The following is a 21388-nucleotide window of genomic DNA, read 5'->3' on the forward strand; positions in this document are numbered from 1 at the left end:
CGCTAGTCGGTGGGTAACGTATCAAGTCCCGACATATTGGCGTAATAGTCCGCGAGGTTTTTGAGCTCCTGGTCACTCAGATCTTTCACCAGCGGCATCATAATCGCATTCGCACGCTCGCCTGAGCGATAGTCCTTCAGCGCATGAAGTAAGTAACTGCGGTATTGACCGGCCAGATTGGGAAAATCAGGCGAAATCGAGATGCCTTCGGCACCATGGCAGGCCGCACAAGTTTTGGCCAACTCTTCACCGGAACGCGCGGGCTTGACCGGTTGTGCGTCATCCGTATCGGCGCTGTCGGCACTCCAGGCGGCACCGGCGTAGGCGAGTAAGAAGACCGCGATCAACGATTTGAGACGAATTGACGGACGGTTCACGTTATATCCCCTCATTTCAGTGACTCGATATAGGCAGCGATGTCATCAATGTCCTGATCGGACAGCGCGCTGGCCTGGGAATGCATGGTGGGGTGCTTACGTTCACCGGAACGATAGGCACGCAGTGACAGCGCGATGTAACTTCCGTGTTGGCCTTTGAGTTTCGGCACGCGAAACGTCGGATACGTGTTCTTGTAGCCCTCGATGCCGTGGCAGCCAATACATGTTTCGGCTTTGATTCTGCCGGCCTGCGCGTCACCCTCGGCCAAAGCGACCGGAGGAGCGCCCATTGTGGCCGCTAGCAATACCGCTAAGATACTGATTCTCAATAACATTCAGAGTGTCCCGTTCGATGGTCAGGATGGGAGACAGGCGCTCCTCGTGCAGCGCGGTAAGAGAATACCACTGTCGGTGATCAAAGCGTAGTTTCAACGGCGTCATCGGAACACTAATCGGCGGCGCATCAATGCGCTGAGCGCCGCAGAACGGGCGACTATTGGGGGCTAGTCCGAAACTTGATCGCGCCCTTTTTCCTTCGCTCGGTATAGGGCTCTATCCGCCTTGGCCATCAAACTCTCGAGCGTGTCGTCATCGTCGAGCGACGCCAAGCCGATCGACACGCTCACACCGGGACAGTTGTTGACGGTTGTGGCCAACTTTTTGCTCGCCTGGTGCAAGCCCGCCCGTACGCGGCTGGCAATGTCACGGGCTTCATCAATGCTGACGCCCGGCAGTAGCACCACAAACTCGTCACCGCCATACCGCGCGATGAGGTCGTCGCTACGAAAATGATCGATCAGCGACTCGGCGACCGCGCCCAGGGCCAGATCCCCCACCAGATGACCGTACTGATTGTTGAAGGCACTGAAATGGTCGATGTCAACGACGGCAAACGCAGCCGGTTGGCCGTTGATCTGCGCCCGGGCAAGTTCGCGGGTAAAGAAGTCTTCCATCCATCGGCGATTGTTGAGCCCGGTCAGCGCGTCGGTAAATGACTTCTTTTGAAAGTGGCGAATGATCACGGCACTGTCGGCGATAATGGCGTTGTCGGAACGCAATCGCCCGCTCAAAATCACGAGCAAATTCCGCGCGATGGCGTGACTCGCACCAACCATCGCCCAAAGAATGTCGTGCGAGATAACCAGCACGTGTGATGCCTCGGCGGCAACCACATACGCCGAGGGTGTGCGGCCCTCGATCATGGACATCTCGCCCGCACACTCGCCCGGAGCAAGGCGTGTTAACGGGGCACGTTCAAGCGAATCAAGCCGCACTTCAAGTGAACCATTAATCAAGACAAACAGACGGTTATTGGCCGCATCCGGCGTGAGCAGCACTTCTCCGGCCGGCACGGATTGAATCTCACACCCGTTGAGGTAATGGGCCACACTATCGGGCGTGACGGCATCAAACAGTGCCGCATCGCTGAAGAAGGTCGAATTAAGCGAATGTAACGTCGAGAGTTTCATCGGTGATACCATCCGTTGCGCGGCCGGGGCCGGTGCGCTCGCCGTCGTGTGCGGGTCTGTGGTGTGCATGCTCATGTTGCCGGTCCGTGCTCCAGAGTGAGATTGCTTGCGTATTTGAGAATCATGTCCTTTACCACCTATTCGCGTGACGCCAAGGCGGACCGCGTTGTCCTTAAAACCGATCTGTTCGGCGCCGTCTATCGCGTTCATCCGTCGAACAGCGCGAACGGCGACACCGTCATCGTGCGAGACCTCAGCACCGCACGATGGTGGCTGCGCCCCTTGGCTCGTCGTTTAGCGGCTCGCGAAGCGCGGGCGTTGGCCGCTCTGCCAAACTCCTCGGCGCTCCCGAGTTTGCTCGACTGGGACGGCATTCGCCTCACCCGATCGTTTGTCGACGGCCAACCGCTACAGGCCGCCAAACCGCACGACGCAAGGTACTTTAAAAGCGCGCGCGTACTGCTTCGCGCGCTCCACAGAGCGGGCGTTGTTCATAACGACAGCGCCAAGGAGCCTAACTGGCTGGTGCGGCCCGACGGCACTGCCGGATTGGTTGATTTCCAGCTCGCGGGCGTCTTTGCTCAACGCACACAATGGTTTCGTCAGCTCGCCATGGAAGACATTCGCCACCTACTCAAACACAAACGCAGCTATGTGCCCCATGCGCTCACCGCCCGTGAGCAGCGCATCCTCGCCACACCCGCCTGGCATTCCAGGCTTTGGCGCCAGACGGGCAAGCGACTGTATTTGTTTATCACTCGACGCCTGCTGAAATGGCGCGATCGGGAGGGTGCAAATGATCGACAACTCTAACGCCCTCACACGCCCTTACTGATCGTCTCCCTTGCGCTCGTGGTCACCGATATCCTGATCGGTTAAGGCATCCCCCTTCTCGTCGGTGTCGTCCGGTTGTGTGGTCTTACTCGAGCCTGACTGCAACTGCGAAACGATCGCTTTGAGATGACGCTCAATTTCCGAGCGTGGCATGGATCCATCCAGACCTCGAAGCCCAGCATTCTCATCGTATTGGGATTCATCAAACACGGTGAGTCGATAACAGCGTGTGGAGGGCCAGCGCGCTTTGAGCGATCGCAATATCTCAACACCGTCTTGTTTGAGCAGCGCCGACGCCATCAGCACGATGTCCGGCGACTCGCCATCGAAGTCCGTGAGCTCATCGATATTTGTGAGTACGCCCGTCAGCTCGAGTGCCGGTAGGGTGTGCGCAAAATGTGTTAGTGGCAGAAGAAAATGATCGTTCTCATCTACCACGAGTAATCGTATGGTCGTCATGCACTTTTTTATTGTTCGCTCGCGTCGCAACCCGTGCTTAGCGATTCGCCTTGAACCCGACGTCGCTCCTTGCGACGCCTCTCCACAACAGAAACATCACATGAGAATGCTTCTTAATTGCAGTGTAAAAGCGCAAACGTTAAATGACAGCGTTTGATTTGTTTGGGAATAGATTCCCCTTCTTAAGGTATCAATTTGTTTATTTTACAGTCAGTTAAAACTCCTTTGGAGAACTGGGAAAAAGTCCCCAGAGCCAAATGCGCAAACCGGTATTGATTCGGTGGGCGTGAGGGCCCGTTAACTGTGCGCCGACAGCAATCCCACGCGTATCGAATACTTCACTAAACCGGCGACATCGCGTATGCCGAGCCGATCCATCAGTTGAGCCCGATGCGTTTCGACCGTTTTGACACTCACCGCAAGCATATCGGCGATTTCACGCGTCTTATTGCCCTCAACAACCAGTTGCAATATTTCGCGTTGGCGAGGCGTGAGTCGATCGAGCGAGCTGGTGCCGCCACCTGGCGACTCGAGATGTCGCAAGACGCGCATCGCGTCGATATTGTTGCCCAGATAGCGATCGCCACGTGCGACGGTATTGATCGCCAGCTCGAGCTCGGAGGCCGCCGCATCTTTGACCAGATATCCACAGGCACCATGTCTCAACGCCTGCACAATGTGTTCTTCATTTGCAAACATCGACAGCATGAGCACCTTCACATCCGGATGCGATTTACTGAGCCGGGACGTCGCCTCAAGACCGTTCAGACCTGGCATCGTAATGTCCATCACCACCACATCAACCGGTGTTTGTCGCACAAACTGTAGCGCCTGACGACCGTTGCTCGCTTCGCCCACCACCTCAATATGCGGTGTATCCGCTAGTAGTGACTTCAATCCGGATCGAACCATGGCATGATCTTCTGCAAGTAAAACTGTTACTGACATTTCCTTGACCTCTTCCAATTATTGGTTTGTTGGTATCCTTATGCGGACTCGGCATCCGCGTCCTTCAATTGAGTCCAAATTGAACTCACCACCCACCAGCGCGACTCGCTGCTGCATGTTTTCTAGCCCGACGCTGCTTTCGCCCGAAGCCGACCGCAACACCTTTTGCGCATCGAAACCGACGCCAAAATCCTCCACCACGAGTTCCAACGTATCGTTACGATGGCTCATCGAGATGTGTATTTCTTCTGACTGACTGTGACGCATAGCGTTGGCCACAGCCTCCTGAACAATTCGAAAACACTCGACTTCGACGATGCTAGGCAAACGCTGCTCCAGCTCCTGGGCAAAGACTTCCACACGCAGGCCCGTCAGCTCCGACTGCCGTGCCCCAAACCAGTTGAGTGCCGCCGGAAGACCCAGGTCTTCGAGCATCGCCGGGCGTAAGTCCAATGACAGCGATCGCAAATGCGCCAAGACTTTGTCGACGGTATCCATCGAGACATCGAGTCGCGAACGAATATCGTCGGTCTCGGCACTATGCCGAACGCCGTGCAAACCGAGTCGTAAGGCGGTGAGAAGTTGACCGATCTGGTCGTGCAGTTCTTGTGCGATGCGCCGACGTTCGGATTCTTGAGCGCGAATGAGCTTGCGAGAGAGCCTCGCTAATCGCTCGGTGTACTGTTGACGGCTGAGTTCGGAGACGACGCGCGACGTCACGTCGTATCCTTCAATGAGGTAGTCGTTGTCCTGCTTGGACAAACAGAGCTCCATCCACACGCTCTCACCGTTTGAATGATTCAAACGACCGGGCATGTATTGCTTTTCCGTGCTCGCCAGCGATTGCATACAGCGTTTTAGTTCCCTTTCAAACTCAGCCTGTTCAGACCAACCCGATAATGACCAGACCACACGCCCCAGTTGGGCGGGCTCGGCACATCCAGTCATCAATCGTCCGGGGTCATCGATTTCCCTAATGACCCCACCACCGTCAAATCGAATCAGCAACCCCGCGCCGTGCTCACGAACTCGCACACGCAGCGGTAAGTCGCTACTGTCCCCGCCATAGGCGCGGTGCACAACAAACGGTCGATCATCCAGCAATAACGCGTAGCACCCGGCAAACTCATTGCTATCGCCGAGACTCACGAGCCGCGCTTCGGTGCGATGGCCCTGATGGCGCGCATCGATGAGCTCAACCGGCACGCGATACACGTTATTGCGCGCTTCAGGAAGACCGACGTTCATGAGTGCCGCGTACGTTTCCGCCGATAAGTAGCGGCGAATATTACGGTTCTCAGAAAAAGTATCGATGCGCAGCAAACTGAGCATGGCATCGTTAACGTATCGTATCGTTCCCGTATCGCTGATCACGACAATCGGATCGGAAACAACAGAAAGCAGATTCAGCAAGGGTTTTTCCCGCTGTACATATCCATTGTGCTCACTCTTCGTATTGAGTGTGTGCCTGTAGCAAACCGACCACGTGACCAACTGGCCTGTGTAGATCGACGTTACCTCGGAAAGATGAGCTTGCGATGAAATTCGCGTGCTGTCCACCCGATCAATGGCTATGACCCCTCGCTTTTCCTCCACGTTCTGCGGTTTTATACTGTCATCCGACTAATCGCTTCGATTAATCCAAACACTGATAGGAGCTAATGGTTGATTCTAAGCATGCAGGCCAGCGTTTGCCCTCCGGGTATACCCTTGTTTTTAGCTCTTTTTTTGTTTTTTATCGCAAAATTCACGCGATTTATCGGGTAGTTACACAGGAACCCCCACTATGCCCTCCTCTGAGAATTTCGACCCTTCCCGTATTTGTGCTTCGAGCGATCGCCGTTATGGCATTCGCGCCTCACTCAAAGCCCACGACGGCTTTGACGCGCTGATGGGCGCAGACTGGGAGACCACACGCTGGTACGCCACCGCCCAAGAACGCGACCGTGTATTGGCCACCATTGGCCAACGGCACGCGTTTTCTCGCATTGGTGACGCACCGGCTGTGATCTACCGAGCTGTTGATCGCGACGGCGTCGGCGAAAATTGACGATGGCTCGACCAGCGCTGTTCAATCTGACCCTAGAGGCGCTACCCGTGGTGGTCAGCGACCACGTCCGCTGGGGGGACATGGATGCCTATCAGCATCTGAACAACACCCTGTTTTTTCGGCTCTTTGAGCAGGCTCGAATGGCTTACTTCGAACGCATCCACTTCAGCTCGCCCGGCGACAACGATCAGATCGGCCCGATTTTGGCGCACACCGAGTGCCATTTTCTAAAACCGCTGACGTATCCGCAGGCGCTCCAAATTGGCACGCGCGTTAGCCACCTCGATCGCGATTGGCTAACCATGGACTACGGCTTGTTTTTCTCCGCCGATGGTCAAGCGCGGCTCGCCGCCTGTGGCACGGGCAAAATCGTCTGCTATGACTACGCCAACGGTAAGCGCTGCGATTTGCCGGACAGCGTCGTCGCGAGCATCGAGGCCCTCGAAAAAAGCTAGCGCGCCCGGGGGTCTATCGCCCCGACGACACGACGGGTCGAGCGGATCTTTGAATCCGTTGGATCAAGTGCGATCGCGCAGCGCGGTGCGATCCGTTTATCGGTCGATGCCGGCACCGCGCGCCAGCCACTTTGACACGACCGGCGTTTGGCAACGACCGTTTCGCCGGCGAAAACACCGCCCGGGCTCATTGCCGACCTGAAACAGCCGCCGTGTCCGTGCACGTGCGGGAGGAAACCGGCTGGCGTCCGCCCGGTGCGCAGCGGTATTATGGCGCTATCGCTGCGACGTCCGGTCGCACAGCATTCTTTTTCTTCTGAGGTACACCATGATCAACATCCCATCCGATGGACAGAAAATTACGCTTGAGAACGGCCGACTGGTCGTGCCCGACAACCCGATCGTGCCCTTTATTGAAGGCGACGGTACCGGCCCGGATATCTGGCGGGCGGCCGTGCGCGTACTCGACGCCGCTGTCGACACCGCTTACGGGGGCGCGCGCAAGATTCATTGGATGGAAATTTATGCCGGCCAAAAAGCCAATGACAACTTCAATTCCTGGTTACCGGACGAAACCGTGCAGGCCTGCCGCGACTATCTGGTGTCGATCAAAGGACCCCTAACCACACCGATCGGGGGTGGCATCCGCTCCTTAAACGTCGCACTGCGCCAGCTCCTTGATCTCTATGTCTGCCTACGACCGGTGCGCTGGTTTGCTGGCGTGCCGTCGCCGGTGCGCAAACCCAACGAGGTCGACATGGTGATCTTCCGAGAAAACACCGAAGACATCTATGCGGGCGTCGAATTCGAATCCGGCTCCGACACCAATCGCCAGTTTTTAAACCTCTTCAAAGAGCACTTTCCGAAGGAATACAGCAAGATTCGTTTTCCGCTCACCTCGGGCATCGGCATCAAGCCCGTGTCAGAAGAAGGCACCAGCCGCCTGATTCGTGCCGCGCTGCGTTACGCGATCGACAATGACCGTAAAAGCCTGACGCTCGTACACAAAGGCAACATCATGAAGTTCACCGAGGGCGCCTTTCGCAATTGGGGCTATCAAGTTGCGGCAGAAGAATTTGCCGATCACACCTACAGCTGGGATCAATACGATGCAACGGCTGCAGAGAAAGGTAAAGACGCCGCCAATGCAGAGCAATCCGCCGCGCTCGCCGACGGCAAAATCCTGGTGAAAGACGTGATTGCGGACATCACCCTTCAACAGGTACTCACTCGCCCTACCGAATTTGACGTGATTGCCACGATGAACCTCAATGGCGACTACCTGTCCGATGCGTTGGCCGCGCAAGTGGGCGGCATTGGCATCGCGCCGGGCGGCAACATCAATTACGACTCCGGACATGCGGTGTTCGAAGCCACGCACGGCACAGCGCCCAAGTACGCCAACTTGGACAAGGTCAACCCTGGTTCTCTAATCTTGTCGGGCGAAATGATGCTGCGCTACATGGGGTGGAAAGAAGCCGCGGATAAAATCATCAATGCGATGAACGATACCATCGCGACGCGCACCGTCACGTACGACTTTGCGCGCCTCATGGACGACGCAACCGAAGTAAAATGCAGCGAGTTCGCGGACGCCATGATCGAGAAAATGTAGGTGAATGAGGCAGGGCCAGACCGCACGCTTTCTAGTGCCCTGGCACGCGAGTGCGCCGCGTACATCTACACGGCGTTCTCGCGTTACAACCTGTATTTTCATGCCATCACACAGCGCGCGCGCATTCGGTTTCTTGAGCGCGATCAGCACGGCTCCCGTCGCGACGCGGTGCAGCGGATCGAAATTTACGGCCACTGTGTCGACCAGGCGGTAGCGCAGCTGCACGAAAGACTGGGCGCGCACGCGACATCCGTCGACACGTGGTCACACATCAAAGCGCATTACGAAGAACTCATTAGTCCTTACCTTGACGCCGAATTTACGCGCACGTTCTTTAGTTCTATCTCGCGACGCGTTCTGGACATAGTCGGCGTCAATCCGGCCGTTGAGTTTGCCGCCCGGGACGAAACACCACTGGGCCACCAGCGTGAATATGGCGGCTATCGCTCGTACACCAACCAAGGCTCCATGTGGAAAATGGCCAACCGTGTGTTGAGCGACTACGTGCAACTGGGCGAGTTTCGGGACATCATCGAAGCGAGCAACCAAGTCGCGGCGGAACTCAATCACGCCTGTATCAACGCAGGCGGCAATTTTTCATTGGAATCGCTCGACGTCATCAAGCAGGTATTTTATCGCGACAACCGCGCGTACCTTGTTGGGCGCATTCATGGCAGCGACTATCTATTGCCATTGGTGATCGCGATTAAAAACACGGACAGAGGCAATATCATCGACGCCGTGATCACCGACGAAGATGATGTGAGCATCATTTTTAGTTTTTCGCGATCGTATATCCATGTGGACTTGGACGTTGTGCGCGACGCTGTCGCCTTCATCAAGTCGGTTTTGCCACGCAAACCGCTCAGCGAAATCTACACGCTATTGGGGCGCGCTAAACAGGGCAAGACCGAGCGCTACCGCGATATGTTTATGCATCTGCAATCGAGCACCGATCGATTTGAAGATGCCGCCTTTGACCGCGGCATGGTGATGGTGGTGTTTTCGCTACCCAACTACCCGGTCGTGTTTAAGGTGATTCGCGACAAATTTGCCTTTCCGAAAACCACCGTACGCAAAGACGTCATTGACGCGTACAAACTCGTGTTCAAACGCGACCGCGCCGGACGGCTGATCGACGCACAAGAATTCCAGCATTTGAAGTTCCATAAGAATCAATTCGACCCAGCGCTGCTCCAGGAGCTGCTCGACGAAACGGAAAACACGGTGCGACTCGAAGGCGATGATGTGGTAATCGATCATCTGTATGTGGAACGCAAAATCCGGCCGCTCAATCAGTACTTGCGCGAAGTTGATCGCGAAACCGCCCGCCGAGCCGTAATCGATTATGGCCACGCGCTGCGAGATCTGGCGGCATCGAATATTTTCCCCGGCGATCTGTTGCTCAAAAACTTTGGTGTTACTCGCCACGGGCGCGTGATTTTTTACGACTATGACGAACTGTGCCTAGTCACCGAGTGCCATTTCCGCGACATTCCGAAAGCGCGCACCCACGAGGAGGAGATGAATGCCGGCGCGTGGTTTTATGTCGGCGAGTCTGACGTCTTCCCAGAACAGTTCCCCGAATTTCTGGGGCTCGATGACGATCTGATGGCGGTACTGGTGGCCCACCACGGTGACATTTTGACCGCAGCCTATTGGAATGAACTCAAAGCGCGTCATCTGGCCGGTGAAGTGATCGACATCCTGCCGTACGTGCCGCGCAAACCCGACGCCAGCACTCACGGGCTGACGCCCAGTTAATCGGCAAGACGTCGAGCGACCGGGGCCAACCGGATACTGCACTGCATCGAAACGACCGACCCGCCACGTGCCAGAGCGTCGGATAACAACGGTTAAATACACCCTTTGTGGTCATGCCGGCCTTTCCTTCGGGCATCTGGCTCTTTAAACTAGCGACTTTTCGCCGTTGCGGCACACAGAATAAAATGGAGATAGACCCATGCGCCACGCTTTATCGTTATTGGCATTGAGCTTTACCCTCGCCCTCACCGGCTGCGCCAAGGAAGAGGCCCCGCCGGCCGACGCCGAAAGCAAGCAGTCCGTCACTGAGGCCGCCGCGGCCGTGGCACCCGAAACCGCGGCAGCACCGGCCAGCCCGCCAAAGGCATTGGGCGTCCTGACTGAGGAAGACAAAGCGCGACTCGAGGACACGATTGCAAGCTCGTTTGGCAAAGGCACCTTTGAAAGCGATAACGGTGTGAACTACACGTTCACCATGGAAGGCTCGGTTCTGTCTGATCAGTCGGGGTACGGACGATTTCGATTTTACTCCTTTGAAGACGGCGGGAAGATGGATGTGAGTGGTGAGATGGCCTGTGTACGGATCGACAGCGCTGAACGCCGCATCTGGTTGTCGGGCCGCATCACACAAAACAACTCGACACTCGATCAGTATAAAAGCGGTCAGTATGCCGTTGGCGGCTACGTGCAGTACCGTGCGCGACCCAATGCGCTCGACGGCCAGACCCCTGGCGGCATTGAAATTCCCCAGTTCGTCGGTCGCGCCGACGCCGAAGGGTTTTGTGCGAAAGGTGAATGGTCCGAAGACGCCCTGTACGACCTGGGTGACAACGATTTGATCGCCGCCATTCCCTAGATCACGAGGCGTGCCCAGCACCTGAACGGCGTAAAGGAAGCGCCGCACAACGTGTGATCGAACGGGGCAAAAAAATGCGCGCCGTCCTTGGCGCGCTGGGGACATCAACACGTCCAAAGCGGCTGCGAGAGCAGCCGCTTTTTTCGTTACTGGCCACCTGTGGTGCGTTCCGCAACACTCGATAGGCGTTTCTCTGCGATGGTTTTGACATCGACGTTGGTTTTTTCGGGTATATCAAGACGAATACTGACGCGTCGATCGTGCGAGTAGGCGTCTGTATTCTCGCCGCTGTAGGTGGCTTGGCTCTCGCCCGAGGCCGCCGTTGAAATCTGCTCACCGGGAATGCCTAACGCGTTGAGCGTGTCGGCAACCGTATACGCCCGATCCATCGACAGCACTTCGTTGTGCGCATCATCGCCGCGACTGTCCGCGAAACCATGCACCGCGATCTCGGCGTCAGGCAGCGCTTTGATTAACGCCGATAGTCGCACTAGCCGCTGGCGATCATCGTCGGACAACGTGGACTGGTCCGTGTCAAAATGCACATCAAACTGCAATCCATCGACCAGCGCTCGCTCGACAAAGAGTGTTTCAATTCGCGCGTTGAGCGCATCGAGTTCATCGTGAGCCGCTAACAGCTCAAGGTCGAGTCGCTCCTGCTCTGTCAATGTTTGATCGAGCTGTCGACGACTACTCGCAAGCTGGTCTAACGCATCATCGGCACGCGCCATCTGTTCGTTTGATTCATTGACCGTATGGCCATAATGACCACCAATTGCCGCACCAATAATCGCGCCGACCGGCCCACCGACCGCACCGCCGATCACCGCCCCGGTACCGACACCCACCGCTTCACTTTTTGAGGCGTTGCGATGTTCATCAGCCAGTGCGCTTGGTGCACCGACCATAAAGCTGATGGCGATTGTCGCCAGCCATAGTTTTGAGTACGTCATATCAGATCTCCTGTTCGCTCAAATTCAGTGCGTACAGTTAAACAACGGTTTGAGGCGATGATGAGGCAGCAAATGACGAAGCGCCGGACAACTGTGACGAATTAAGGCACCGCGAATCGTCACACACCGTCGCGAATGAGATGTCGACGTACGCACGTACCGTTGGTGACGCGCACAAAAGAGGGAGTGCTTGGGCAAACCCGATAAGGCAACACGCAAAAAAAATGGCCGCAATCAATGCGGCCATTTATTGGCGAGTTTAGCGAATGCACGGCGGTACGGTCACTCCCGAAACTGCGCTGGATCGACGTGATGGCGACGCAGCAGCTGATAAAACTTGCTGCGATCACGTCCGGCTAATCGCGCGGCGCGGCTCACGTTGCCGCGTGTTGCACGCAGCAGGCGAACCAAATACTGCCGTTCGAAGCGATTTCGCGCCTCGGTTAGCGTGGTAAACCCAATGTCGTCTTCGTGTAGTGCCGCCTGCACAAGCGTTTGTGGAATCACAGGCGTGGTGGACAATGCGGCGGTTTGCTCCACCACATTTTGAAGCTGACGCACATTGCCGGGCCAGCTCGCCTCGAGCAAGGTTTCCATCGCTTTTGGCGCAAAGCCGGTCACCGGAGTCTCGTAGGACTCGCGGATTCGATCTAAAAAATGCGCGGCGAGCAGCGCGATGTCTTCACGTCGTTGACTCAGCGGCGGCAACTCCAGATCGACCACTTTAAGCCGGTAAAAGAGGTCCTCACGAAATTCGCCGGCCGCGACCGCTGCATCGAGATCACGATGGGTAGCGGAAATCACGCGCACATCGACCGATACCGATTGATTGCTGCCGACTGGACGGATTTCTTTTTCCTGCAGCGCACGCAACAGCTTGCCTTGGAATGCCATCGACATGTCGCCGATTTCGTCCAAAAACAACGTGCCGCCATTGGCCGCGCGAAACAATCCGGCGCGCGCCTCGTTGGCCCCGGTAAAGGCGCCCTTTGTGTGTCCGAACAATTCAGACTCAAGCAGGTTTTCAGGTATCGCCGTGCAGTTGATCGGCACAAACGGCTGATCTTTGCGATCACTGGCATTATGAATGGCGTTGGCCAGCAGTTCTTTACCCGTACCGCTGTCACCGCGAATAAAGACCGGCGTTGGCGTACGCGCGGCCAGACGTGCACGCTCGAGCAACGCGAGCATTTGCGGGCTGCGTGTAATGATGTCTTTTTGCCATTCATCCGAATCCAGCGGATCGGCGGCGGTCGCATTGAGCGACACGGCACGACGTACGCAATCGAGCAGCTGATCGCTATCAAACGGTTTCGTTAAAAATCCGAATAGCCCACGACGCGTTGCGTCCACCGCATCCGGAATCGTGCCGTGTGCGGTGAGAATAATGACCGGCAGGGCAGGACGCTGGGCATGAATGCTGTCGAACAGCGCCATGCCGTCCATGCCGTCCATACGAAGGTCGCTGATCACCAAGCGCGGCTGATACGAATCAAGCGCGTCCAGTGCGGCCTTACCCGAATCGACCGCCTTGACCTCAAAACCGGCCGATCGCAGCCGATAACTCAACAGTTTGAGCAAGCCTGGGTCGTCATCGACCAGAAGGACTCGCCCGCTTAGTTCTTTCATGGGTTTCAAAAGGGACACCGAGGGGCTATGCGCCGCCTTGTTTGCCGCGTTGCCTAACACTCCGCCACTATATGCTCGACCTGTCATAACTACCACTCTCCTGTTGGTGGTGGCATGACGACAGCCGTCGCTGTCGTCATCCCCCAAACATCGTTAGTCAGTCTTCGCTGTTCTCGCGTCCGGCGTGCTTAGCAGCAAGCTCTTTTTTGTCGAGTTGACCATCGCCGTTAGTATCGAGCGCGGCAAAATGTTCCGCGAGATACGCATCCGCATCGGCTTCTGCAATCGAGATGAGGCCATCCTGATTGCGATCGAGCGGTGTGGTATCCGCTTCCCCTGCCGTCGTCACTACTGGCCATACGGCGCCGGTTAACAACAAACTGGTTGGTATTGTCAGGAACTGCTTTTTCATGATCTCTCCTTAACGCCCAAGTGGCGTTGATGAAAACGAGCCCAAAACGGGCTCGTTCCAATCAGTCCAAGATCTATGCCAGAGTCCACTTTTTCATAAAATTCAGAAGGTTATGGAAAATGGCAGGTCCAAAACAATGCCTTTATCGCGGCCCCGACGCTACGCTCCGCAGCCGCTTGTGATTAACGTACTGTTTCGATATCGATTTGGGATGGGGCGGAACGGCAACAGCCGTCGGCGCCTACCGCGTCAATAAGGCGCGGAAAAATATAGCTTTTGTTAATTATTACAGCGATTTATGTTGGCCTTTTAACCTGAGTATTGACCCTGAGACCCGGCCGCCTCGCGGCCGAGCGGACGTATAGGCCTCCTCTGCAACGATTGCGTTTCACGATGCGCATGGGCCATCGCCGCCCCTTCTCATCGACCGCTCGTGTGCAGTCGCCAGCCCAAGGCACTGCGTCAAATGACCACGCTCACCGGATCGTGTGGCACCCACCGCCAATCGCCGTTGACGAATCGGATCGGCGCACTCAAAAAGCGGTGTCTGGATTACGGAGCCGACCATGGCCCAGGAGCGGATCCAAATCGACCAAACCCGGCTCCATAGGCAGTCCGAGCACCCTCCGTATTGCGCCCGATCTGCCTCAAGAAAGCCCGCTTTCCACGTTTTTGCACCCGACCAAGTGGGCCAGTTCTGCTACCATCAAGACTAAAGAACACGCTGCCGATGGTCGGCGGTGCCCATCCATAGGCCGCATGCTAGACACCCGTATTCAAGTCCAAACACCCGAGGGCATCGAGCTCTCGCTCACACCCGCGGGCCTCTTACCGCGCAGTGTCGCGTGGGTGCTCGATTTTTTTATTCGCCTCATCGTGTGGTGGGTGGGCTATCTGCTGTTTGTTTGGATCTTCGGCGAGGTCGGCTTCGCCCTCTTCTTTCTTGTTTCGTTCGCCTTGTATTGGCTTTACAACGTGGTATTCGAAGTGGTTTTCAACGGCCAAACACCGGGAAAGAAACTGCTCGGACTGCGCGTTATGCGCACCAACGGGTCGCCGGTGCGACTCACGGCATCGGTACTGCGCAATCTTTTGCGTGTGGTGGACTTCTTACCCTTCGCCTATCTGCTTGGCATCGGCTCGATGATGTTCTCGCCGCGATTCAAACGCCTCGGCGACATCGTGGCGGACACGGTCGTGGCGTACGACGCGCCCCTCTCGTCAACACGCCCACTGGAGTTCGATAGAGAGGAACGGCTGCCTCTGGCGTTAAAAGCCGCCGATCACCGCGCGGTACTGCTTTACGCGGAACGGCTCGACACGCTCACCGACGAACGCGCGGTCGAGCTGGCCGGGCAACTCAGCGACGTGATGGAGGGCTCCCCCGCCGACATTCGTGATCGATTGCGCGCCCATGCGCGTTGGCTCAATGGTGCGCAATCGTGAAGCAGAATGAGTTTATTCGACGCTATGAGCGCCTGTGGACGGCGTTTGAATTGTCACTGGAGGCGGGTGGTGCGGATGCCGACTTGCCCGCCAGCTACCGCACTATTTGCCACCATCTGTCCTTGGCCAAATTGCGCAACTACAGCCCCGCTTTGCAGCAGCGGCTGAATCACATTGCATTGCGCGGGCATGATCGGCTGTACGCAGGCCGCAACGATTCCGCGACCGACCTGAGCAAAGTATTTGTGCGCGATTTTCCACGCTGTGTGCGCGACAACCGCTACTACGTGCTGGCGTCCGCGATCCTGTTTTTCGGACCGCTCATTTGGATTGTATTAACCATCCTCAAAGACCCCAGTTTCGCGTACTCGATCATCGACACGGCCACTGCCGAACAATACACGCAGATGTACAGCGAAACGCATCAAGAAAACGATCGAACCGCAGCCGATGACGTCATTATGTTTGGCTACTACATCTGGAACAATGTCAGCATCGCCTTGCGCACCTTTGCATCTGGCCTAGTGTTGGGTATCGGGGCGATTTATATCTTACTGTTCAACGGCATCAACATCGGCGCCGCAGCGGGCCTGATCGCGTCTTCTGGCTATGGCGATACGTTTTGGTCATTCGTCATTGGCCACGGCAGTTTCGAACTCACTGCCATTGTGCTGGCCGGCGCAACCGGCATGAAATTAGGCTTTGCTATGTTGCTACCGGGTCAACGACGGCGCGGGGAGGCGCTACGACAGGCGGCAGTCGACATCAGTCCGATGCTGTATGGCTTTGTACTCATGCTGGTCATCGCCGCGGCCATTGAAGCGTTTTGGTCGCCGAGCGCGCTGATACCCAACAACGTAAAATATGGGGTTGGCACGGCGCTGTGGGTGTTGGTGATCGGCTATCTCCTGTTCGCCGGTCGGGGCGAACCGCGCGCATGAAGCTGTCTGATTCCACGGCCGTTATTCGACCGCGCAGTGGTTGGGAAGCGATCGATTTGGGCTTTCGCCTCGTGCAGCGCGACCTCCTCCCCTTATCGAGACGCTGGCTCATTTCCACACTGCCATGGTTCGCCCTGTGCATTGGGGTTGGCCACTGGTTAGGTGATGTGAGTTTGGCTGTACTGCTTTTTTGGTTTCTCAAGCCAGCGTTTGACCGCGTGTTGCTCGATTATTTAAGTCAACGCCTGTTCAGCGACCGTGTATCGACGCCGAACCTGATCAGCCTGTGGTTCAAACTGCCGTTTTCGTTCGGCGCGTGGCGTCACCTAACCTATTTGCGATTAAGTGCCGTGCGTACCTTTGCGCTTCCGGTTTATCAGCTTGAAGGCTCGGCCAGTAACAGTGGAAAGCGCATTCGAACGCTGGTCTCTCGAGACTACGGCGCATCAATGGTATTGACGATTTTGTTCTACCTGCTGAGTTCGGTGCTCGTCGTCGTCGCCGCCTATCAGCTCGCGCAGTGGTTCAGTCCAGCGCCCGTCGTGGGCAGCGATTCGGCGTCTTTTTGGGATGCGATGATCGAAGCTGAACAAACCGCCACTGGCATCGAGCTGTGGTTACAGTTTGCGTTTTTCTACCTGTTCAGCGGCATCTTCGAAATGTTTTTCGTCGGTGCGGGTTTTGCGCTGTATTTAAATCGACGCACGCACTTAGAAGCCTGGGATATTGAGCTGTCGTTTCGCCGATTGGCCGAACGACTGCATCGTGTCATCCCGATGATCGCGTTGGTTGCGCTGACCGTACTGATCTCACCCAGTCCAGCAACAGCACAGAGCGCGGTCGACAGTCCAACGCTGCCCACGGCCGAGGCTGCGCGTGAAGCGGCCGACAAAATATACGCGGGTGACGAGTTTGGCGAACCGATTACCGGCAAAAAATGGCGTCCGAAAGCCCGTGAGTCCGACGAGATCGATGACGAAAACGAAATCGACGAGTCCTGGGCCGAAATCGGTGGATTTGTGCTGCTGTTAGCCAGTGTTCTGAAGTATGTCATTGCCGCAATTGTCGTATTGGGCTTGGTGATCTGGTTGTATCGCGAACGGCATCGACTGTTTGGTAAACAGCGAGTGCGTAAGGTCGCCGCGCCCCAAGGTGAGGTAGAGACGATAGCGGAACCCGAAGTCTTCGTGCCCGACGCCGATGTGCCGTCGGTGGTGCGACGCCTTTGGGATGAAGGCCTCCATCGAGAAAGCTTGAGTTATCTGTACCGCAGCGCATTGTCGTACCTCACTAGTCGCCACCAATTCATCATCGGCGATCACGCGACAGAAGAAGATTGCCTGCAGCTTGTGTGCGCGAACGCCAGCAGCACGGTGAGCCAGTACTTTTCGGACATCACACGACAGTGGCGTCTCTTGGCCTACGGCAAGCGACTTCCTGCCGATACGCAGGTGAATGAGTTATGCGACCGATGGTCCGACTTATCAGACATCAGGCCGACTCAGGGAGCAGCACGTGCGCAGTAAGCTGCTGTTTGCCGCATTGGCGGTGCTGGTGTTCGCCGGTGCTAGCGCCTGGTTTCTGCACAACTTCGAGCGCGTGGATGTGGACGAACGCGGCCCACCCAACACGGTCGTGGACGCCAATTCGTTTTATGGAATTGGTCGTTTTCTGGAACGCTATGAGATTGCCAGCCAACCGCTGTCGACACTCAATCCACAGTATCAGCTCCCCGACTCGGGCGACACACTCGTACTGGGCTTTGCGGCGCTGTATCTGTCTGAACTAAACACCCGTCGGTTAGCGAGTTGGGTGAGCAGCGGCGGTCATCTTATGCTGCCCTTTCCTTATGACACAGACGGTACGGTGCTCGAGTACTTCAACATCGTGTCTGAAGACGTCGAGGACAACGACCCGGTCGACAACGGCGAGGAAAACGACGAAAGCCTCGATGACGAGACGCCTGAATCGGACACGCCCGCGTTTGATTTTGAGAACTTCGAGGAAGTCGATACCGAAACCGACACCCCATTCGATCCGGAAGCGGCACGCTACCTTTACACGGCACGCATCAACGATCAGTCAATTGGCGAATTCGCGGCCGATTTCCCGATTGACGACGATCTGTATAGCAATCGTGACACGATCTGGACCATGGATATTGAGCGAGAACGGTCAGAAGGTGGCGTAGACCAACGAACCTACGCACTGGGCTTTCGCTATGGACTTGGCAGCGTGAGTTTAGTCAGCGATTTATCCACGTTCCGTAACGCCAATTTCTATCGCGGGGACAATGCCTTGCTCTCTTTAGCGCTTCTGACACAGACGCGTGACCCTGGCAAAGTCTGGTTCGTACAAACCATCATGAGCACCAGTTTTTGGGAGCGAGTGTGGAGCAATGGTGCGCATCTGATTATGTGGTTTGCGCTCGGCACGATACTGTTTTTCTGGTGGGCAGGCCAACGCCTGGGACGTGTGTTACCCAATCCCAGTTTAAAGCGTCGCGAGTTTAATGAGCATCTGAGTGCGAGCGGTCGATTCTTATGGCAGCAGAATCATCGAACAGAGCTGTTGAGGGCCGCGCAATCGGCACTGAGAGATCGTGCATTGGCCCGCTTCCCAAGACTCCACGCCCTGAACAAAACACAGGCCGACCAGCAGCTAAAAACCCTGCTCGACCGCGACTACGATCTGTGGGTGTTTGCCATGCGCGATACCGAACAGTTTTCTAAACCCCAATTTCTCGAACAAATAAAAGCGATTCAATCACTATGGAAACGACTCTAGACAGTTCATCGAATAACAACCCAACCGCAAACGTGGTGGCCGCAGTCAAGCAAGCCGTGATCGGTCAGGACCGCGTAATCGAGGAAGTGCTCATCACTATTGTGGCGGGTGGTCACGCCCTACTTGAGGGCGTACCTGGTCTAGGTAAAACCCTGTTGGCGCGAGCATTCTCCAAAGCGCTCGACGTGCAGTTTGGCCGTATCCAGTTCACGCCCGACCTGATGCCCAGCGACGTGACGGGTCACGCGATGTTCGACAGCCAAAGCAGCACGTTCAAAATTCGTAAAGGACCCATCTTTACCAATCTTCTTTTGGGAGACGAAATCAACCGCGCGCCGGCCAAAACTCAGGCCTCGCTGCTTGAAGCAATGCAAGAACGACAGGTGACGATCGAGGGTAAGTCGTTTGTTTTGCCACCGCCCTTTATTGTCTTGGCCACGCAAAACCCGATCGAAAGCGAAGGCACCTATCCGCTCCCTGAAGCACAGCTTGATCGGTTCCTATGCAAAGTGTTAATCGACTACCCGAGTCTGGAAGAAGAAACCGCGCTCACGCAAAGCGTGCTCGATAATGCCATTGGACACGACTTTGATTTGAGCCGGGTCGAAAAGGTACTCAATGCCGAGGACCTGCTGGCGCTTCAGCAACACGCCGCGGGCGTAGCCATCGACGCGGCAGTACATGGGTATGCAGTACAAATCGCACAGGCCACTCGCACCTGGCAGGGCTTCAGTGTTGGCTGTGGACCAAGAGGCAGCATCGCACTGTTGCGCGCGGCGCGTGCCAGTGCGTTTATCGATGAACGGGACTTTGTCACGCCCGACGACATCAAACGCGTCACACTGCCAGCCCTTCGGCATCGCGTTATTCTCGCCCCTGAAATGGAGATCGAAGGCATCAACACCGACACGATGCTCACCGAACTGCTGGCCACCATCGAGGCGCCGCGCACGTGAATCCAACCCGTCGGTTGATCTGGTTGGTGGCGATTGTGCTCGTCATCGGCTTTGTCACGCTCTGGCAACCCGTTGCCATGGCCGCCTGGTCCTCCATTGCGGCGTTCGTGATACTCGCAGCCAGTTTCGACGCGATGGCATCGCTGCTCCAGCCTCGAGCACTCAAGGTCGAGCGCGTGGCCAGCGACACGCTGTCGCTCGGCGCGTGGCACAAAGTGCACGTCGTCATCACCAACCCCGGCCGCAGCACGGAAAAGATCGATGTGATCGACCACCACCCGGCTTCGTTTCAAAGTGATGCCAAACTCACCACGCTCATGCTGCGTGCGGAAGAGCAACGCGAGGTTCGCTATTCGGTACGCCCGACGGAACGTGGGCAACACAAATTTGATCGAGCGCAAATCCGCCGTTATTCACCATGGGGCTTTTGGAGCACGCGGCTCGATCTTGGCGAACCGCACCTCACGAACGTCTTCCCAAATTTCACCGCTGTGAGCAAATACGCGCTACAGGGCGCCGATTCGCTGCAGTCACTGGCGGCCTCGCACTTCGCTCAGCGACGGGGTGAGGGCCTCGATTTTCATCAGCTGCGTGAATACCGTATCGGCGATACGTTTCGTCAGATGGATTGGAAGGCAACGGCCCGAGCGCAAAAGCTCATCAGCAAGGACTTTCAAGAAGAACGTGACCAACAAGTTATATTCCTCCTGGACAGTGGGCGGCGTATGCTCGCACGAGACGGAGATCTGAGTCATTTCGATCATGTCCTCAACACGGTCATGCTGCTGGGTTACATCGCCTTGCGCCAGGGCGATGCGGTGGGCTACATGACGTGTGAACCCGACCCCAAATGGCTGCCCGCGCGCAAAGGACGCTCTACGATTAGCACACTGAGTCGCAATCTTTTTGATATGCAGCCCCGACCAGAAGCCACCGATTATCTTCACGCCGCGACGGAGTTAGCCAAACGACAACGCCGTCGCGCACTCGTCGTGTTGGTGACCAACGTTCGAGACGAAGACACGCATGACTTGCATCAAGCCATCCGTTTGCTCAAACAGCGGCATTTGGTGGTCGTGGCAAGCCTGACCGAAAATGCCATTGCCGACGTGCTCGACCAACCGGTCACCGACTTTGATGAGGCGCTCAACTTTGCCGCGACCCAGGACTACGTGATTCGGCGCCGCGCGGCGCGCTCGGGAATTAGTCAACGTGGTGTGTATATGCATGACACGGACTGTGGCTCATTGCCCAGCGTTCTCACCGATCAGTACATGGCAATCAAACGCGCCGGCATTCTTTAGCGCCACTCATAGACTGGATTGGTCGCGAGGTAGTACCCGATGTGCCGTGTCATTCGCTCTGGCTAACGCGGCACAGGGCCTCGCACAGAACCTACGCTACCCACTCAAAAACAGTTCGCCCACTCTGTGACTG

Annotated in this window: 21 protein-coding genes; 12 read left to right on the forward strand and 9 right to left on the reverse strand. The window is 56.4% G+C overall.

Annotated features, from left to right (window positions below; genetic code table 11):
* Positions 1 to 2: 2 nt before the first annotated feature.
* The 3 genes from AAF465_07310 to AAF465_07320 form a co-directional block, all read right to left on the reverse strand.
* Positions 3 to 377, reverse strand: coding sequence for a cytochrome c (locus AAF465_07310; GenBank protein MEM7082527.1), 375 nt, complete (start codon positions 375 to 377; stop codon positions 3 to 5).
* A gap of 11 nt (positions 378 to 388) precedes the next feature.
* Positions 389 to 712 (reverse strand): cytochrome c, encoded by a 324-nt coding sequence (locus tag AAF465_07315; GenBank protein MEM7082528.1) that lies wholly within the window; start codon positions 710 to 712, stop codon positions 389 to 391.
* Between the two features lie 168 nt (positions 713 to 880).
* Positions 881 to 1921: a GGDEF domain-containing protein gene (locus AAF465_07320; GenBank protein ID MEM7082529.1), complete on the reverse strand. Its 1041-nt coding sequence runs from the start codon at positions 1919 to 1921 to the stop codon at positions 881 to 883.
* Between the two features lie 48 nt (positions 1922 to 1969).
* On the opposite strand from AAF465_07320, the gene AAF465_07325 reads away from it, so the two are divergent.
* Positions 1970 to 2659 (forward strand): serine/threonine protein kinase, encoded by a 690-nt coding sequence (locus AAF465_07325; GenBank protein MEM7082530.1) that lies wholly within the window; start codon positions 1970 to 1972, stop codon positions 2657 to 2659.
* Positions 2660 to 2674: 15 nt separating this feature from the next.
* Here the strand turns inward: AAF465_07325 and AAF465_07330 are convergent, their stop codons facing one another.
* From AAF465_07330 to AAF465_07340, 3 genes are all read right to left on the reverse strand, one after another.
* Positions 2675 to 3139, reverse strand: a complete 465-nt coding sequence (locus AAF465_07330) for a hypothetical protein (protein ID MEM7082531.1) — start codon at positions 3137 to 3139, stop codon at positions 2675 to 2677.
* A gap of 297 nt (positions 3140 to 3436) precedes the next feature.
* Positions 3437 to 4087, reverse strand: coding sequence for a response regulator transcription factor (locus AAF465_07335; protein ID MEM7082532.1), 651 nt, complete (start codon positions 4085 to 4087; stop codon positions 3437 to 3439).
* Positions 4088 to 4105: 18 nt separating this feature from the next.
* Positions 4106 to 5500, reverse strand: coding sequence for a sensor histidine kinase (locus tag AAF465_07340; GenBank protein MEM7082533.1), 1395 nt, complete (start codon positions 5498 to 5500; stop codon positions 4106 to 4108).
* A gap of 373 nt (positions 5501 to 5873) precedes the next feature.
* Here AAF465_07340 and AAF465_07345 point away from each other — a divergent pair, with 373 nt between their 5' ends.
* The 5 genes from AAF465_07345 (at position 5874) to AAF465_07365 (ending at position 10827) form a co-directional block, all read left to right on the forward strand.
* Entirely contained in the window at positions 5874 to 6137 is a 264-nt protein-coding gene (locus tag AAF465_07345) for a hypothetical protein (GenBank protein MEM7082534.1), read from the forward strand.
* Between the two features lie 2 nt (positions 6138 to 6139).
* Positions 6140 to 6592, forward strand: a complete 453-nt coding sequence (locus AAF465_07350) for a thioesterase family protein (GenBank protein MEM7082535.1) — start codon at positions 6140 to 6142, stop codon at positions 6590 to 6592.
* 328 nt (positions 6593 to 6920) lie between these two features.
* Positions 6921 to 8207 carry an NADP-dependent isocitrate dehydrogenase gene (gene icd, locus AAF465_07355; GenBank protein ID MEM7082536.1) on the forward strand — a complete coding sequence of 429 codons (1287 nt, stop codon included), beginning with the start codon at positions 6921 to 6923 and terminating at the stop codon, positions 8205 to 8207.
* Complete coding sequence (aceK, locus tag AAF465_07360) at positions 8208 to 9971, forward strand: bifunctional isocitrate dehydrogenase kinase/phosphatase (GenBank protein ID MEM7082537.1); 1764 nt, start codon at positions 8208 to 8210, stop codon at positions 9969 to 9971. It begins immediately after the preceding gene.
* Between the two features lie 199 nt (positions 9972 to 10170).
* Positions 10171 to 10827 carry a hypothetical protein gene (locus tag AAF465_07365; protein ID MEM7082538.1) on the forward strand — a complete coding sequence of 219 codons (657 nt, stop codon included), beginning with the start codon at positions 10171 to 10173 and terminating at the stop codon, positions 10825 to 10827.
* 146 nt (positions 10828 to 10973) lie between these two features.
* Here the strand turns inward: AAF465_07365 and AAF465_07370 are convergent, their stop codons facing one another.
* The 3 genes from AAF465_07370 to AAF465_07380 form a co-directional block, all read right to left on the reverse strand.
* Complete coding sequence (locus AAF465_07370; GenBank protein MEM7082539.1) at positions 10974 to 11780, reverse strand: OmpA family protein; 807 nt, start codon at positions 11778 to 11780, stop codon at positions 10974 to 10976.
* 282 nt (positions 11781 to 12062) lie between these two features.
* Entirely contained in the window at positions 12063 to 13409 is a 1347-nt protein-coding gene (locus tag AAF465_07375) for a sigma 54-interacting transcriptional regulator (protein MEM7082540.1), read from the reverse strand.
* 157 nt (positions 13410 to 13566) lie between these two features.
* The gene (locus AAF465_07380; protein ID MEM7082541.1) at positions 13567 to 13821 is read right to left on the reverse strand and encodes a hypothetical protein; all 255 of its coding nucleotides are present in this window, start codon (positions 13819 to 13821) and stop codon (positions 13567 to 13569) included.
* 759 nt (positions 13822 to 14580) lie between these two features.
* Here AAF465_07380 and AAF465_07385 point away from each other — a divergent pair.
* The 6 genes from AAF465_07385 to AAF465_07410 are packed head-to-tail and all read left to right on the forward strand — an operon-like array spanning position 14581 to position 21255.
* On the forward strand, positions 14581 to 15267 hold the full coding sequence (locus AAF465_07385; protein ID MEM7082542.1) for an RDD family protein: 687 nt from the start codon (positions 14581 to 14583) through the stop codon (positions 15265 to 15267).
* A complete protein-coding gene (locus AAF465_07390; protein ID MEM7082543.1) occupies positions 15264 to 16208 on the forward strand; it encodes a stage II sporulation protein M in 945 nt (314 codons plus the stop codon). Before AAF465_07385 ends, AAF465_07390 begins: the two co-directional genes overlap by 4 nt.
* Positions 16205 to 17734, forward strand: a complete 1530-nt coding sequence (locus AAF465_07395; GenBank protein MEM7082544.1) for a hypothetical protein — start codon at positions 16205 to 16207, stop codon at positions 17732 to 17734. The genes AAF465_07390 and AAF465_07395 overlap by 4 nt, the downstream gene beginning before the upstream one ends.
* On the forward strand, positions 17724 to 18995 hold the full coding sequence (locus AAF465_07400) for a DUF4350 domain-containing protein (GenBank protein ID MEM7082545.1): 1272 nt from the start codon (positions 17724 to 17726) through the stop codon (positions 18993 to 18995). Before AAF465_07395 ends, AAF465_07400 begins: the two co-directional genes overlap by 11 nt.
* Entirely contained in the window at positions 18980 to 19951 is a 972-nt protein-coding gene (locus AAF465_07405) for a MoxR family ATPase (protein MEM7082546.1), read from the forward strand. Before AAF465_07400 ends, AAF465_07405 begins: the two co-directional genes overlap by 16 nt.
* The gene (locus AAF465_07410; GenBank protein ID MEM7082547.1) at positions 19948 to 21255 is read left to right on the forward strand and encodes a DUF58 domain-containing protein; all 1308 of its coding nucleotides are present in this window, start codon (positions 19948 to 19950) and stop codon (positions 21253 to 21255) included. Before AAF465_07405 ends, AAF465_07410 begins: the two co-directional genes overlap by 4 nt.
* Positions 21256 to 21388: the final 133 nt, after the last annotated feature.

The organism is Pseudomonadota bacterium, from assembly GCA_039028935.1.
Lineage (GTDB): Bacteria > Pseudomonadota > Gammaproteobacteria > Steroidobacterales > SZUA-146 > SZUA-146.

Excerpts from the sequence above, each read along its gene's own strand:
- AAF465_07315 (MEM7082528.1), bottom strand. The coding sequence starts at position 712 with ATGTTATTGAGAATCAGTATCTTAGCGGTATTGCTAGCGGCCACAATG.
- AAF465_07320 (MEM7082529.1), bottom strand. The coding sequence starts at position 1,921 with ATGAGCATGCACACCACAGACCCGCACACGACGGCGAGCGCACCGGCC.
- AAF465_07325 (MEM7082530.1), top strand. The coding sequence starts at position 1,970 with ATGTCCTTTACCACCTATTCGCGTGACGCCAAGGCGGACCGCGTTGTC.
- AAF465_07330 (MEM7082531.1), bottom strand. The coding sequence starts at position 3,139 with ATGACGACCATACGATTACTCGTGGTAGATGAGAACGATCATTTTCTT.
- AAF465_07335 (MEM7082532.1), bottom strand. The coding sequence starts at position 4,087 with ATGTCAGTAACAGTTTTACTTGCAGAAGATCATGCCATGGTTCGATCC.
- AAF465_07345 (MEM7082534.1), top strand. The coding sequence starts at position 5,874 with ATGCCCTCCTCTGAGAATTTCGACCCTTCCCGTATTTGTGCTTCGAGC.
- AAF465_07350 (MEM7082535.1), top strand. The coding sequence starts at position 6,140 with ATGGCTCGACCAGCGCTGTTCAATCTGACCCTAGAGGCGCTACCCGTG.
- icd (MEM7082536.1), top strand. The coding sequence starts at position 6,921 with ATGATCAACATCCCATCCGATGGACAGAAAATTACGCTTGAGAACGGC.
- AAF465_07365 (MEM7082538.1), top strand. The coding sequence starts at position 10,171 with ATGCGCCACGCTTTATCGTTATTGGCATTGAGCTTTACCCTCGCCCTC.
- AAF465_07370 (MEM7082539.1), bottom strand. The coding sequence starts at position 11,780 with ATGACGTACTCAAAACTATGGCTGGCGACAATCGCCATCAGCTTTATG.
- AAF465_07375 (MEM7082540.1), bottom strand. The coding sequence starts at position 13,409 with ATGAAAGAACTAAGCGGGCGAGTCCTTCTGGTCGATGACGACCCAGGC.
- AAF465_07380 (MEM7082541.1), bottom strand. The coding sequence starts at position 13,821 with ATGAAAAAGCAGTTCCTGACAATACCAACCAGTTTGTTGTTAACCGGC.
- AAF465_07385 (MEM7082542.1), top strand. The coding sequence starts at position 14,581 with ATGCTAGACACCCGTATTCAAGTCCAAACACCCGAGGGCATCGAGCTC.
- AAF465_07395 (MEM7082544.1), top strand. The coding sequence starts at position 16,205 with ATGAAGCTGTCTGATTCCACGGCCGTTATTCGACCGCGCAGTGGTTGG.
- AAF465_07405 (MEM7082546.1), top strand. The coding sequence starts at position 18,980 with ATGGAAACGACTCTAGACAGTTCATCGAATAACAACCCAACCGCAAAC.